We start from the raw sequence: 13,686 nt of genomic DNA, 5'->3' as shown, positions 1-13,686 counted from the left end.
CGGCGCCCAGCCGCCCGGCCCCTCGGGAGACCGGGCCAGGTGCCAGGTCCCGGTGCCGCCACGCTGAACGAGGTAACCCTGAGGTGCGGGCAGCGGAACGTATCTGCGCACGCCCGATCCTCCCTTCCTCGCGCACCGCAACGCTATGGTCACGCTACGCTCACAGGCACTTCACCCCTCAACCGTCCACCCATCCAGCGTCTCGGCAGAACGGCTCAAGGCGACGAATGCCCCAGCACACCTCCGGGTCTGACCGCGCGGCTGTACCACCCGCCGCGCGCGGCAGCGTGCGCCCCGCCGCGCCCTCCTCGCTCGACGAGCTGTGGCGCTCCTACAAGGCATCGGGCGACGGGCGGTTGCGCGAGCAGCTGATCCTGCACTACTCCCCGCTGGTCAAGTACGTCGCCGGCCGCGTCAGCGTCGGACTGCCTCCCAACGTCGAACAGGCCGATTTCGTCTCCTCCGGAGTCTTCGGCCTGATCGACGCCATCGAGAAATTCGAACCGGAACGCTCCATCAAGTTCGAGACCTACGCGATCACCCGCATCCGCGGCGCCATGATTGACGAGCTGCGCGCGCTGGACTGGATCCCACGGTCCGTACGGCAGAAGGCCCGAGCCGTGGAACGGGCGTACGCGACCCTCGAGGCCCAGCTGCGCCGCACCCCGTCCGAGGCGGAGGTTGCCGACGAGATGGGCATCGCGCTGGAGGAACTCCACGGGGTGTTCAGCCAGCTGTCCCTGGCCAATGTCGTGGCACTGGAAGAGCTGCTGCACGTCGGCGGCGAGGGCGGCGAACGCCTCAGCCTGATGGACACGCTGGAGGACACCGCCGCCGAGAACCCCGTTGAAATCGCCGAGGACCGAGAACTGCGGCGGCTGCTCGCGCGCGCCATCAACACCCTGCCCGACCGCGAGAAGACCGTGGTCACCCTCTACTACTACGAGGGCCTCACGCTCGCCGAGATCGGCAATGTCCTCGGAGTCACGGAGAGCCGGGTGAGCCAGATCCACACCAAGTCCGTACTGCAGCTCCGGGCCAAACTGGCCGACGTCGGACGGTGAAACTCCCGGCGCCGGGGCGACAGGCGGAGTGCCGAGACGGGCGCGCCATCCGTAGAGTGGGGATGTGCCAAGGATTCGAGCGGCCTCTGTGGCCGAGCACCGGACGATGCAGCGCGGCGCCCTCCTGGACGCTGCCCGCACCCTGCTGTCCGAAGGCGGAACGGAAGCGCTGACCTTCCCCGCCCTCGCCGAGCGCACGGGGCTCGCGCGCTCCTCCGTATACGAGTATTTCCGCTCCCGCGCGGCCGTCGTCGAAGAGCTGTGCGCCGTCGACTTCCCTGTCTGGGCCGCGGAGGTCGAGGCGGCGATGGAGCGTGCCGGTACGCCCGAGGCGAAGATCGAGGCGTATGTGCGCCGGCAGCTGGCTCTGGTCGGCGACCGGCGCCACCGTGCCGTTGTGGCCATCTCGGCCGGCGAACTGGACGCCGGTGCGCGTGAGAAGATCCGCGCGGCGCACGGCGGACTCATCGCCATGATCGTCGAAGCCCTTGCCACGCTCGGCCACGACCAGCCCCGACTCGCCGCCATGCTCCTCCAGGGCGTGGTCGACGCCGCGGTCCGCCGCATCGAACTCGGCGCGGCCGAGAACCCGGACGAGATCACGGAGGCGGCAGTGGGCATGGTCCTGCGAGGAGTACGCGGCTGACGGGGGCCTCCCCCCTGGCCCCCCGCCCCCCCCGCCCACCACACCCCCCAACGCTCGTTGCCCCGCAGCCCGCAGCCCGCAGCCCGCAGCCCGCAGCCCGCAGCCCGCAGCCCGCAGCCCGCAGCCCGCAGCCCGCAGCCCGCAGCCCGCAGCCCGCTGCCCGCAGCCCGCTGCCCGCTGCCCGCAGCCCGCTGCCCGCTGCCCGCAGCCCGCTGCCCGCTGCCCGCAGCCCGCAGCCCGCAGCCGCGGCTCAGTGAGACGGCCGCTCCGGGGCCGCCGGCGTGGCCCCGTACTTCCGTACTTCTGCGTCTACACCTCGCACGCTCGTCGCGCCCCCGGCTCACCCGCCCTCCGGCAGCCCGGTTTCCCTGCGACACCACCGCCCCGGACGGCGTTCGCCGTCTCTGGCCCGCCGGCCCGGCGAGAGGCGTCCCAGCGCCCAGAACGCGGCGGCGGCCAGTGCGGCAGCGGCTGCGAGCGCCGTTCGGGTAGGTGCGGCAGCTGTCTCGTGAGGGATCGGGCGGACCGGGCGCTCGGGGTCCGTCCGGCCCGGTGGCAAGGGGATACCGATCACCGGCAGCAGGCGCGAGGGTCCGCTGTGGAGCATGGGTGCAGGTAGGAGCGTGAGCGGGTCCAGGTACGCCTTCCCGCGGCGCAGGCCCCAGTGAAGGCACGGGCCGCGGCAGTGGAACGGGCCCCGTTGGAGTACGGCGACGGGCTCGCCCGCCAGGACGCGTTCTCCCTTCTTCGCCGTGGCGCGGACCGGTTCGTACGTGGTGCGTAACGGGGGGTGGCCCGAGCGGAACAGCTCGATGGTGAGGACGCCACGCCCGGCGACGGTGCCGGCGAAAGCCACCCGGCCGGGTGCCGCCGCGCGTACCGTCGCACCGGCCGCAGCCGCCAGATCCACTCCGCGGTGCCCGGCGGCCCAGGGCGTGGGCGGCGGCTCCCAGCCGCGCAACACCGTGGGCCGTACACCCGCCGGGCCCTCCACCGGCCAGGCACGCTCCGCCGAAGCCGAAGCCGAAGCCGAAGCCGAAGCCGAAGCCGAAGCCGAAGCCGAAGCCGAAGCCGAAGCCGAAGCCGAAGCCGAAGCCGAAGCCGAAGCCGCACCCCGCGCCCGGCCCTCTCTCGGCTTCGCCGCCTCCGTCCGCCCCGCGTCGCCCCCTGCCGCCGCCGACACGGCGACCGCCATGGGTGTGGTCGTGACCCTCTCCACGCCGACGCTCGGCGCCGCGTACGCCGTCGTCAGCGGCGTCGCGGAAAGCGCCGCAGTAGTTGCGACGGACAGGAAACCGGTCGCCAATCCGGTCACCACCCCGACAGGGAAGAGGCAGCCCTGCCCGACGCGGGGCGCACGGCGCACGCGGCACAGAAGGTGCAGGCGGTGCAGACGGCGCGCCATCGATCCGGTCATCCCGCGGAAGCCCGTGCCCGAGCTGGAAAGTCGTTTCATGTCCCGACCGTGACGCAGTCCGCCGAGGCGCGGGGATCTTGGTCGGAATCTGTGGATAACCGGCCGATTGTGGACAACGTCGTCACCCGCACGGGGCATGAAAAGGTGCGTGTCGCCCAGTACATCGGCCGTCCCGTACACTTCTTGTGGCGATCCGGGTCACCGGGTCGACTTCGCACGCCCCGCCGTCAGTGCAGCAGTCCCTTTCGGGCAGCGCGATGGCCGCGCCCCTCGGTCCTCGGAAGGTTCCGCAAGGTTCATTCCCAGGCCGGCGCGTCGGGGCGTCAGGCACCGCGGCCGACCGGCCACGGTGGAACCGAGAAACACGAGGAGTACGGCCATGGCCGTCGTCACGATGCGGGAGCTGCTGGAGAGCGGCGTCCACTTCGGGCACCAGACCCGGCGCTGGAACCCGAAGATGAAGCGTTTCATCTTCACCGAGCGCAACGGCATCTACATCATCGACCTGCTCCAGTCGCTGTCGTACATCGACCGCGCCTACGAGTTCGTCAAGGAGACCGTCGCCCACGGCGGTTCCGTGATGTTCGTCGGTACCAAGAAGCAGGCCCAGGAGGCCATTGCCGAGCAGGCGACCCGCGTGGGCATGCCCTACGTGAACCAGCGCTGGCTCGGCGGCATGCTGACCAACTTCTCGACCGTCTACAAGCGCCTGCAGCGCCTGAAGGAGCTCGAGCAGATCGACTTCGAGGATGTGGCCGCCTCCGGTCTCACCAAGAAGGAGCTCCTCGTCCTCTCCCGCGAGAAGGCCAAGCTGGAGAAGACCCTCGGCGGTATCCGCGAGATGCAGAAGGTGCCCAGCGCCGTCTGGATCGTGGACACCAAGAAGGAGCACATCGCCGTCGGTGAGGCGCGCAAGCTCAACATCCCGGTCGTCGCGATCCTCGACACCAACTGTGACCCCGACGAGGTCGACTACAAGATCCCGGGTAACGACGACGCGATCCGCTCCGTCACCCTGCTCACCCGCGTGATCGCCGACGCCGTCGCCGAGGGCCTCATCGCCCGTTCCGGTGCCGCCACCGGCGACCAGAAGCCCGGCGAGAAGACCGCTGCCGCCGAGCCGCTGGCCGAGTGGGAGCGCGACCTGCTCGAGGGTGAGAAGAAGGCCGACGAGGCCGAGAAGCCCGCCGAGGCCCCCGCGGCCGAGGCTCCGGCCGCCGAGGCCGAGAAGCCGGCCGACGAGGCCGAGCAGGCCTGACCCGCAGCATCCGGTTGATGACGGCGGGGGCCGGCGCCACAAGCGCCGCCCCCGCCGTCCACCCGTAGATCTTTCGACTTCGAGATTTCGAGAAGAGATTCACAGACCATGGCGAACTACACCGCCGCTGACGTCAAGAAGCTCCGCGAGCTCACCGGCGCCGGCATGATGGACTGCAAGAAGGCGCTGGACGAGGCCGAGGGCAACGTCGAGAAGGCCGTCGAGGCGCTGCGTATCAAGGGCCAGAAGGGCGTCGCCAAGCGCGAGGGCCGCTCCGCCGAGAACGGCGCCGTGGTCTCCCTCATCGCCGACGACAACACCTCCGGCGTCATCCTTGAGCTCAAGTGCGAGACGGACTTCGTCGCCAAGGGCGAGAAGTTCCAGGCCGTCGCGAACGCTCTCGTCGCCCACGCTGCCGCCACCAGCCCGGCCGACATCGCGGCGCTGCTCGCCTCCGAGATCGAGGCCGGCAAGACCGTCCAGGCGTACGTCGACGAGGCCAACGCCAACCTCGGCGAGAAGATCGTCCTGGACCGCTTCGCGCAGTTCTCCGGCGGCTTCGTGACGGCGTACATGCACCGCACGATGCCCGACCTGCCGCCGCAGATCGGTGTCCTTGTCGAGCTCGACAAGGAGAACGCCGAGGTCGCCAAGGGCGTCGCGCAGCACATCGCTGCCTTCGCGCCCAAGTACCTCTCCCGTGAGGACGTCCCGGCCGAGGTCATCGAGTCCGAGCGCCGCGTCGCCGAGGAGACCACCCGCGCCGAGGGCAAGCCCGAGGCCGCGCTGCCCAAGATCGTCGAGGGTCGCGTCAACGGCTTCTTCAAGGACGCGACGCTGCTCGGTCAGCCGTACGCGCTCGACAACAAGAAGTCCGTCGAGAAGGTCCTGCAGGAGGCCGGTGTCACCCTGAAGCGCTTCGAGCGCATCAAGGTCGGCATCTGAGCAACCCGAAGCCTCGCCGCCGGGCCACGGTCTTGAGGCCACAAGCCCGTCGCGAAGGCAGCGAATGACCTGCGACCCCGCTAGGGTCGTACGCAGTCGGCCGCTCAACGGCCGGCCGCAGATGTGACGAGGAGGCCATTGCCGGACAGGGATCTCGACCAGACCCACGGCAATGGCCTTCTTCGTATGTGCACGAGGAGAGCTCAATGAATCACGGTGCCGACGGCGCGGACAAAGACAAGGCCGACCACGGCGGCAGGCGACGGTTTTTGCTGAAGCTGTCGGGCGAGGCATTCGCCGGCGGCGGCGGGCTGGGCGTCGACCCCGATGTGGTGCACGCCATGGCTCGCGAGATCGCCGCCGTGGTGCGCGACGGCTATGAGATCGCCATCGTGATCGGCGGCGGCAACTTCTTCCGCGGCGCCGAACTCCAGCAGCGCGGCATGGACCGGGCCCGCTCCGACTACATGGGCATGCTCGGCACGGTCATGAACTGCCTGGCCCTCCAGGACTTCCTGGAGAAGGAGGGCATCGACTCCCGCGTCCAGACCGCCATCACCATGGGCCAGGTCGCGGAGCCGTACATTCCGCTGCGTGCGGTGCGCCACCTCGAGAAGGGCCGGGTCGTCATCTTCGGCGCCGGTATGGGCATGCCGTACTTCTCCACCGACACCACCGCCGCCCAGCGGGCCCTGGAGATCGACGCCGAGGCCATGCTGATGGGCAAGAACGGCGTGGACGGTGTCTACGACTCCGACCCCAAGAAGAACCCCGACGCGGTCAAGTTCGATGCGCTCGAATACGGCGAGGTCATCACCCGCGAGCTGAAGGTCGCCGACGCCACCGCCATCACGCTGTGCCGCGACAACAAGCTCCCGATCCTCGTCTTCGAGCTGCTTGCCGAGGGCAATATCGCGCGCGCGGTGAAGGGTGAGAAGATCGGCACGCTCGTCAGCGATCAGGGCACCCGGGCCTGACGGCCCCAACTGCCGAGACTCCGTACGGGCTTCCTCCCGTAGGGGCGGCAACTCCCGGCCGTGGGAAGACCTCGGTACGGGGATGGACAACAGCCTGCCGGTCGGACACCGTGCAGGAGAAGACGCGCGGCAGGGGCGAGGCTCTGCTTCTTACCGATAAGACCAGGAGCAAGTGGTGATCGAAGAGACCCTCCTCGAGGCCGAGGAGAAGATGGAGAAGGCCGTCGTGGTCGCCAAGGAGGACTTCGCCGCGATCCGCACCGGGCGTGCGCACCCGGCGATGTTCAACAAGATCGTGGCGGACTACTACGGCGCCATGACGCCGATCAACCAGCTGGCGTCGTTCTCGGTTCCCGAGCCGCGGATGGCCGTGGTGACCCCGTTCGACAAGAGCGCGCTGCGCAACATCGAGCAGGCGATCCGCGACTCCGACCTCGGCGTCAACCCGAGCAACGACGGCAATATCATCCGAGTGACGTTCCCGGAGCTGACCGAGGAGCGCCGCAAGGAGTACATCAAGGTCGCCAAGGCCAAGGGCGAGGACGCGAAGATCTCGATCCGCAGCGTGCGCCGCAAGGCGAAGGAGACCCTCGACAAGCTCGTCAAGGACAAGGAGTCCGGCGAGGACGAGGTGCGCCGCGCCGAGAAGGAGCTCGACGACACCACCGCGAAGTACGTCGCGCAGGTGGACGAGCTGCTCAAGCACAAGGAATCCGAGCTCCTCGAGGTCTGATGAACGAGTCATCCTGGGGGACCCCGCCCGGCGCCGCTCACTGGGGGCCAACCGACCAGGGAACGGCCCCCGCGCTCCGCGGGACGGCGCCCCCCGCCCCGGCGGGTCCCGTGTACGACGGGGGCGACGCGGCGCAGACTCGGCCCATGCCCATCGTGCCCGAGCCAGGCGGACACCAGGACGACTACCGGGACCACCGGGACGACCGGGGGGCCGCTCGACTGAGTGGCCCCCTCTTCCGCGACGAAGAGCCGCAGGAGCCCATGCCCACTGCTTTCCCCGGTTCCCCCGAGCCCGGCAGCTCGCGGCATCCAGAGCAGCCGAAGAAGAAGAGCGCGGGGCGCAATCTGCGTGCCGCGATAGGAGTCGGCGTCGGTCTCGGCGCGATCATCCTTGCGTCGCTCTTCGTCTACAAGCCCGTCTTCGTCGGCGTCATTGCGGTCGCCGTCGTCGTGGGTCTGTGGGAACTGACCTCGCGGCTGTCGGAGCGCAAGGACATCCGGGTGCCGCTGGTGCCGCTCGCGGTCGGCGGCACCGCCATGGTGATCGCCGGATACGTCCGGGGCGCCGAAGGCGCATGGGTGGCGATGGCGCTCACCGCGCTGGCCGTCCTGGTCTGGCGGATGACGGAGGCGCCCGAGAACTATCTGCGGGACGTCACCGCGGGTGTCTTCGCCGCGTTCTACGTACCGTTCCTGGCGACCTTCGTGGCCCTGATGCTCGCCGCTGAGGACGACGGCCCGCAGCGGGTGCTGACCTTCCTGTTGCTGACGGTCGTCAGCGACACCGGGGCGTACGCCGTCGGCTGGCGTTTCGGCACGCACAAGCTCGCGCCGCGCATCAGCCCCGGAAAGACCCGCGAGGGACTGCTGGGCGCGCTGCTCTTCGCGATGGTCGCCGGCGCCCTGTGCATGGAGTTCCTGATCAAGGGCGGCGCCTGGTGGCAGGGCCTGCTGCTCGGCCTGGCGGTCGCGGCCAGCGCCACCCTGGGTGACCTGGGCGAATCCATGATCAAGCGCGATCTCGGCATCAAGGACATGGGCACCCTGCTGCCCGGTCACGGCGGCATCATGGACCGCCTCGACTCCCTGCTGCCGACCGCACCGGTCGTCTGGCTGCTGTACGTGGTCTTCGTCGGCTCCGGCTGACCGCCGCTCCGCCCGGCCGGCCGCTCCGCAAAGCACCGTCCGGTACGGCTCCGGTCCTCCGGTCCCCGCCCGACTTCCGCATGTTTTCCCTGCATACGCGGGGGTTCCAGCGCTCAGAGGGGTCTGCCGCACTACGTGGCAGGCCCCTCTTCGCGCGTCTGCGACACTGGATGCACCATGCCTGCACCCGGAGAACTCACTTTCGTCGCGCCGCGCGGAGCCAAGAAGCCCCCGCGCCACCTTGCCGATCTCAGCCCCGTCGAGCGCCGCGAGGCGGTGGCCGCGATCGGCGAGAAGCCGTTTCGCGCCAAGCAGCTTTCGCAGCACTACTTCGCCCGCTACGCGCACGACCCGGCGCAGTGGACCGACATCCCGGCGGCGGCGCGCGAAAAGCTGGCGTCGGAGCTGCTGCCGGACCTGATGAACGTCGTCCGGCACATCTCGTGCGATGACGACACCACCCGCAAGACCTTGTGGAAGCTGCACGACGGCACGCTCGTCGAGTCGGTCCTGATGCGCTACCCGGACCGCGTGACGATGTGCATCTCCTCGCAGGCCGGATGCGGGATGAACTGCCCGTTCTGCGCCACCGGCCAGGCAGGCCTGGACCGTAACCTCTCCACCGCCGAGATCGTCCACCAGATCGTGGACGGCATGCGCGCGCTGCGCGACGGCGAGGTGCCGGGCGGTCCGGCGCGGCTGTCCAACATCGTCTTCATGGGGATGGGCGAGCCGCTCGCCAACTACAAGCGCGTCGTCGGCGCCATCAGGCGGCTGACCGACCCCGAGCCCGACGGCCTGGGTCTGTCCCAGCGCGGCATCACGGTCTCCACGGTCGGCCTCGTCCCGGCGATGCTGCGGTTCGCCGACGAGGGCTTCAAATGCCGGCTCGCGGTGTCGCTGCACGCGCCGGACGACGAGCTGCGCGACACGCTCGTCCCCGTCAACACCCGCTGGAAGGTGCGCGAGGTGCTGGACGCGGCGTGGGAGTACGCCGAGAAGTCTGGCCGGCGGATCTCCATCGAGTACGCCCTGATCCGCGACATCAACGACCAGGCATGGCGCGGTGACCTGCTGGGACGACTGCTCAAGGGCAAGCGGGTCCATGTGAACCTCATTCCGCTGAACCCGACACCCGGCTCGAAGTGGACCGCCTCGCGGCCCGAGGACGAGCTGGCGTTCGTACGGGCCATCGAGGCGCACGGCGTGCCGGTCACCGTCCGGGACACCCGCGGCCAGGAGATCGACGGCGCCTGCGGGCAGCTCGCGGCCTCGGAACGCTGAGGGCTCGCTGGTACTGTGTGATCGAACAAATGCACATTCCGACAGGGGAGCGCCACAGCGCTGAGAGTGCGGAAGCGTCGTAGACCTACGGTGCCCGCAGACCCTTGAACCTCGCCCGGGTCATTCCGGGTAGGAAGTTCGGTCGTCACTCATGCTGTTGCGCCCTGCCCGGATCCGCTCGCCTCACGTCGCCCGGCGTCGTGAGCTGTGGACACCGGGCGGGGCCGCGTCTCTTCCTGGCCAGCCAGGAGGAAATCAGTGAGCACCACCAGCAGGATCACCGCGACGGCGCTCGCGGCAGCGGTCGGCATGACCGCACTCGCCGCGTGCGGCGGCCCGGACGGGGGCGGGAGCGCGGACGCCAAGACCGTCACGCTCGTCAGCCATGACTCGTTCGCCGCTTCCAAGTCGGTGCTGGCCGCCTTCGAGAAGGAGACCGGCTACAAGATCAAGCGGCTCCCGGGCGGCGATGCGGGCAAGGCCGTCAACCAGGCGATCCTGACCAAGGGCAATCCGCAGGGCGATGTGTTCTTCGGCATCGACAACACCTTGCTCTCGCGCGGCCTGAAGGAAGACATCTTCAGCCCGTACAAGGCCAAGGGCCTGGACGGGGTGCCCGCCTACCTGCAGCTCGACAAGGACAAGCACCGCGTCACACCGCTCGACTACGGTGACATCTGCGTCAACTACGACCGCGCCTACTTCGCCCGGCACAAGATCGCGCCGCCGAAGACCTTCGACGATCTGATCAAGCCCCGGTACAAGGGGCTGCTCGTCACCGAGAACTCCGCGACCTCCTCTCCGGGACTCGCCTTCCAGCTCGGCACGATCGCGAAGTACGGCGAGGCCGGCTGGCAGGGCTACTGGAAGAAGCTCCGGGCCAACGGCGTCGAGGTCGTCGACGGCTGGGAACAGGCGTACAACGAGCGGTTCTCGGGCTCCGCGGCAGCCAAGGGCAAGGGCGACAAGCCGCTGGTGGTCTCCTACGCCTCCAGCCCGCCCGCCGAGGTCCTGGGCAAGAAGCCGGAGCCCCGGCAGGCGCCTACCGGGGTCGCGACCGGCACCTGCTTCCGGGGGATCGAATTCGGCGGACTGCTCAAGGGCGCGAAGAACGAGAAGGGCGGCAAGGCGCTGCTGGACTTCCTGCTGAGCAGGAAGTTCCAGGAGGACATGCCGCTGCGGATGTTCGTCAACCCGGCCCTGAAGGACGCCAAGGTGCCGCCGCTGTTCACCAAGTACGGCGCGCGGATCGACAAGCCGGCGACGCTGGCCCCGGAGACGATCACCAAGAACCGCGAACAGTGGATCAAGCAGTGGTCCTCGCTCGTTCTGAAGTAACCCGCCTCCGGCGCAGGAGGCCCGCGAGGGGAACGGCGGTGCGGCTCGGCCTGATGGCCCTGCCGCTCGCCTTCTTCGCGCTGTTCTTCGCTTATCCGGTGGTGGCGATCGTCGGGCGGGGGCTGAAGGACGGCGGGCGCTGGCAGCTCGGCCGGATCGGTGCGGTGCTGGGCGATCCCGATGTGCTCCACGTGCTGTGGTTCACCGTCTGGCAGGCGGCGGCCTCGACCGCGCTGACGCTGCTGATCGCCCTGCCCGGCGCGTACGTCTTCGCGCGCTTCGACTTCCCCGGCAAACAGCTGCTGCGGGCCGTCGTGATGGTGCCGTTCGTGCTGCCGACCGTCGTCGTCGGCTCGGCCTTCCTGGCGCTGCTCGGGCGGGGCGGGCTGCTGGACGACCTGTGGGGCGTCCGCCTCGATACATCGGTGTGGGCGATCTTGCTGGCGCATGTCTTCTTCAACTACGCCGTGGTCGTACGGACCGTCGGCGGCCTGTGGGCGCAGCTCGATCCGCGTCAGGAGGAGGCGGCGCGGGTGCTGGGAGCCGGGCGGTTCGCGGCCTGGCGGAGGGTGACGCTGCCCGCGCTCGGGCCGGCCGTTGCCGCCGCGGCGCTGATGGTCTTCCTGTTCACCTTCACCTCCTTCGGCATCGTGCAGATCCTGGGCGGGCCCACCTTCTCGACCCTGGAGGTCGAGATCTACCGGCAGACCGCGGACTTCCTCGACCTGCCGACGGCCGCCGTTCTGACGCTGCTCCAATTCGCGGCGGTACTGGCACTGCTGGCGCTGCACGCCTGGACGGTGCGCCGACGGGAATCCGCCTTGCGGCTCGTGGACGCGTCGACGGCCGTTCGCCGGCCCCGCGGCGCCGGGCAGTGGGCGCTGCTGTGGGGCACGCTCGCCGTCATCGCCGTCCTGCTCGTCGTGCCGCTCCTGGTCCTGGTGGAACGGTCCTTCGCCGGTCCGGACGGCTACGGAGCGACCTTCTACGCCTCGCTGAGCTCCGCCGCGTCCGCCGACAGCACCTTCGCCGTCGCACCCCTCGACGCCCTGTGGAACTCCCTCGCCTACGGAGTCGCGGCGACGGCGATCGCGCTGGTGGTGGGAGGGCTGGCCGCGGCCGCCCTCACCCTCCCGCAGTCCCGGCTCCGCTCGAGCGGGAGACGCCTGCGTGCCGGCCGTCTCGTGCGCGGTTTCGACGCGCTTTTGATGCTGCCGCTCGGGGTGTCGGCGGTCACCGTCGGCTTCGGCTTTCTGATCACGCTCGACGAGCCGCCGCTGGATCTGCGCTCCTCGTGGTGGCTGGTCCCGCTGGCCCAGGCCCTGGTGGGGGTGCCGTTCGTGGTCCGGACGATGCTGCCCGTGCTGCGGGCGGTGGACGGGCGGCTGCGGGAGGCGGCGGCCGTGCTGGGTGCCTCGCCGTGGCGGGTGTGGCGCGAGGTGGATCTGCCGGTGGTGTCGCGGGCGCTGCTGATCGCGGCCGGCTTCGCCTTCGCCGTATCCCTCGGGGAGTTCGGTGCGACGGTCTTCCTCGCGCGGCCGGATTTCCCGACCCTGCCGGTCGCCGTGGCCCGGCTGCTGGGGCGCGCCGGGGAATCCAACTACGGGCAGGCGATGGCCCTGTCGACGATCTTGATGGTGGTGTGCGCCGGCGCCCTGCTGGCCCTGGAGCGCATCCGCCCCCAGCCGCGAACGGGCTCGGCCGCGGGCACCCCCATCGACCAGTCCGGGGAGTTCTAGATGACGGCACACGGTGGGACCACGGCGACGCAGCTGCTGCGGCTGGGCGGGGTGACCGTCCGCTTCGGGGAGCCCGGCGCACGCCCCGCGCTCGATGCGGTGGACCTGGACGTCGCCGCGCACGAAATCGTGTGTGTGCTGGGGCCGAGCGGCAGCGGCAAATCCACGCTGCTGCGGGTCGTGGCCGGACTCCAACAGGCCGATGCGGGGCAGGTGTTGCTGGAGGGGCGGGACCAGGCGGGGGTGCCGACGCACCGGCGAGGCGTCGGGCTGATGTTCCAGGACCACCAGCTCTTCCCGCAGCGTGATGTCGCGGGAAATGTCGCCTTCGGGCTGCGGATGCGGCGCGCCTCGCGCGGCGACCAGGAGCGTACGGTCGCCGAACTGCTGGACCTCGTCGGACTGCCGGGCGCACAGCGCCGCGCCATCGCCTCGCTGTCCGGCGGCGAGCAGCAGCGGGTCGCCCTGGCCCGCGCGCTCGCCCCGCGGCCCCGGCTGCTGATGCTGGACGAGCCGCTCGGCCAGCTCGACCGGGGGCTGCGCGAACGCCTGGTCGTCGAACTCCGGCGGCTCTTCGGCGAGTTGGGTACGACCGTGCTCGCCGTCACCCACGATCAGGGCGAGGCCTTCGCGCTCGCCGACCGGGTCGTGGTGATGCAGGACGGGCAGATCGCTCAGACCGGCACCCCGCTGGAGGTCTGGCAGCGTCCCGCCGGCGAATTCGTCGCCCGCTTCCTCGGCTTCGACAATGTGGTCGAGGCGACGGTGCAGGGCGAGGCCGCCGTCACCCCATGGGGGAAGGTGCCGGTCCCGGACGGCACCGCGGACGGACCCTGCCGCCTGCTCGTACGGCCCGCCGGTGTGCGGCTGACGTCCGCCCAGGAGGGCCTGCCCTGCACGGTCGCGGCCCGGACGTTCCGCGGAACCCATGTGGCGCTGCTGCTCCAGCCGGCCGCCGGACCGCAGGTGGAGGCGGCCTGCGCGCTGGGGAACGCGCCGGAGACCGGGGAGCGCGTCGGCATCGCCTTCGCCGCGGAGGATGTCGTGGTCCTGGACGCCGCGGCGGGATAGCCGCGCGGGATGTCTTCGCGACGGGACCGGTTGGCGTGCGTGGGGACGGTTGTGCGTGCTGACGAT

General features: G+C 70.2%; 13 protein-coding genes and 1 riboswitch. Of the genes, 12 read left to right on the top strand and 1 reads right to left on the bottom strand.

Going from position 1 to position 13,686, the window contains the following annotated elements:
• The first annotated feature begins 227 nt into the window (after nucleotides 1-227).
• Both whiG and ACIRPT_RS29675 read left to right on the top strand, forming a co-directional pair.
• Nucleotides 228-1,064 (top strand): RNA polymerase sigma factor WhiG, encoded by an 837-nt coding sequence (gene whiG, locus ACIRPT_RS29680; protein ID WP_362712685.1) that lies wholly within the window; start codon nucleotides 228-230, stop codon nucleotides 1,062-1,064.
• Nucleotides 1,065-1,170: 106 nt separating this feature from the next.
• Entirely contained in the window at nucleotides 1,171-1,710 is a 540-nt protein-coding gene (locus ACIRPT_RS29675) for a TetR/AcrR family transcriptional regulator (RefSeq protein WP_403832767.1), read from the top strand.
• Between the two features lie 340 nt (nucleotides 1,711-2,050).
• Here ACIRPT_RS29675 and ACIRPT_RS29670 read toward each other — a convergent pair whose 3' ends face one another.
• Nucleotides 2,051-2,620: a peptidoglycan DD-metalloendopeptidase family protein gene (locus ACIRPT_RS29670; protein ID WP_403832591.1), complete on the bottom strand. Its 570-nt coding sequence runs from the start codon at nucleotides 2,618-2,620 to the stop codon at nucleotides 2,051-2,053.
• Between the two features lie 25 nt (nucleotides 2,621-2,645).
• Between ACIRPT_RS29670 and ACIRPT_RS29665 the strand changes: the two genes are divergently transcribed.
• The 10 genes from ACIRPT_RS29665 to ACIRPT_RS29620 all read left to right on the top strand — a co-directional run bounded on the left by ACIRPT_RS29665 (nucleotide 2,646) and on the right by ACIRPT_RS29620 (nucleotide 13,620).
• A complete protein-coding gene (locus tag ACIRPT_RS29665; RefSeq protein ID WP_403832589.1) occupies nucleotides 2,646-3,179 on the top strand; it encodes a hypothetical protein in 534 nt (177 codons plus the stop codon).
• 327 nt (nucleotides 3,180-3,506) lie between these two features.
• Nucleotides 3,507-4,385 carry a 30S ribosomal protein S2 gene (rpsB, locus tag ACIRPT_RS29660; RefSeq protein ID WP_403832587.1) on the top strand — a complete coding sequence of 293 codons (879 nt, stop codon included), beginning with the start codon at nucleotides 3,507-3,509 and terminating at the stop codon, nucleotides 4,383-4,385.
• 108 nt (nucleotides 4,386-4,493) lie between these two features.
• Entirely contained in the window at nucleotides 4,494-5,330 is an 837-nt protein-coding gene (tsf, locus tag ACIRPT_RS29655) for a translation elongation factor Ts (protein ID WP_403512732.1), read from the top strand.
• Between the two features lie 206 nt (nucleotides 5,331-5,536).
• The gene (gene pyrH, locus ACIRPT_RS29650; protein WP_403512735.1) at nucleotides 5,537-6,307 is read left to right on the top strand and encodes a UMP kinase; all 771 of its coding nucleotides are present in this window, start codon (nucleotides 5,537-5,539) and stop codon (nucleotides 6,305-6,307) included.
• Between the two features lie 175 nt (nucleotides 6,308-6,482).
• Entirely contained in the window at nucleotides 6,483-7,040 is a 558-nt protein-coding gene (frr, locus tag ACIRPT_RS29645) for a ribosome recycling factor (RefSeq protein ID WP_403512737.1), read from the top strand.
• Nucleotides 7,040-8,188, top strand: coding sequence for a phosphatidate cytidylyltransferase (locus ACIRPT_RS29640; protein ID WP_403512740.1), 1,149 nt, complete (start codon nucleotides 7,040-7,042; stop codon nucleotides 8,186-8,188). The genes frr and ACIRPT_RS29640 overlap by 1 nt, the downstream gene beginning before the upstream one ends.
• Before the next feature lie 177 nt (nucleotides 8,189-8,365).
• Nucleotides 8,366-9,472, top strand: coding sequence for a 23S rRNA (adenine(2503)-C(2))-methyltransferase RlmN (rlmN, locus tag ACIRPT_RS29635; protein ID WP_403512793.1), 1,107 nt, complete (start codon nucleotides 8,366-8,368; stop codon nucleotides 9,470-9,472).
• 33 nt (nucleotides 9,473-9,505) lie between these two features.
• Nucleotides 9,506-9,626, top strand: a riboswitch (TPP riboswitch).
• 104 nt (nucleotides 9,627-9,730) lie between these two features.
• Nucleotides 9,731-10,810, top strand: a complete 1,080-nt coding sequence (locus ACIRPT_RS29630) for a thiamine ABC transporter substrate binding subunit (protein ID WP_403832581.1) — start codon at nucleotides 9,731-9,733, stop codon at nucleotides 10,808-10,810.
• Nucleotides 10,786-12,549 carry an ABC transporter permease gene (locus tag ACIRPT_RS29625; RefSeq protein WP_403832764.1) on the top strand — a complete coding sequence of 588 codons (1,764 nt, stop codon included), beginning with the start codon at nucleotides 10,786-10,788 and terminating at the stop codon, nucleotides 12,547-12,549. The genes ACIRPT_RS29630 and ACIRPT_RS29625 overlap by 25 nt, the downstream gene beginning before the upstream one ends.
• Nucleotides 12,550-13,620, top strand: coding sequence for an ABC transporter ATP-binding protein (locus tag ACIRPT_RS29620; RefSeq protein WP_403832578.1), 1,071 nt, complete (start codon nucleotides 12,550-12,552; stop codon nucleotides 13,618-13,620). It begins immediately after the preceding gene.
• Nucleotides 13,621-13,686: the final 66 nt, after the last annotated feature.

The organism is Streptomyces sp. NPDC101227, from assembly GCF_044767545.1.
Classification (GTDB): Bacteria; Actinomycetota; Actinomycetes; order Streptomycetales; family Streptomycetaceae; genus Streptomyces.
This window is presented reverse-complemented; position numbering and strand designations above follow the sequence as displayed.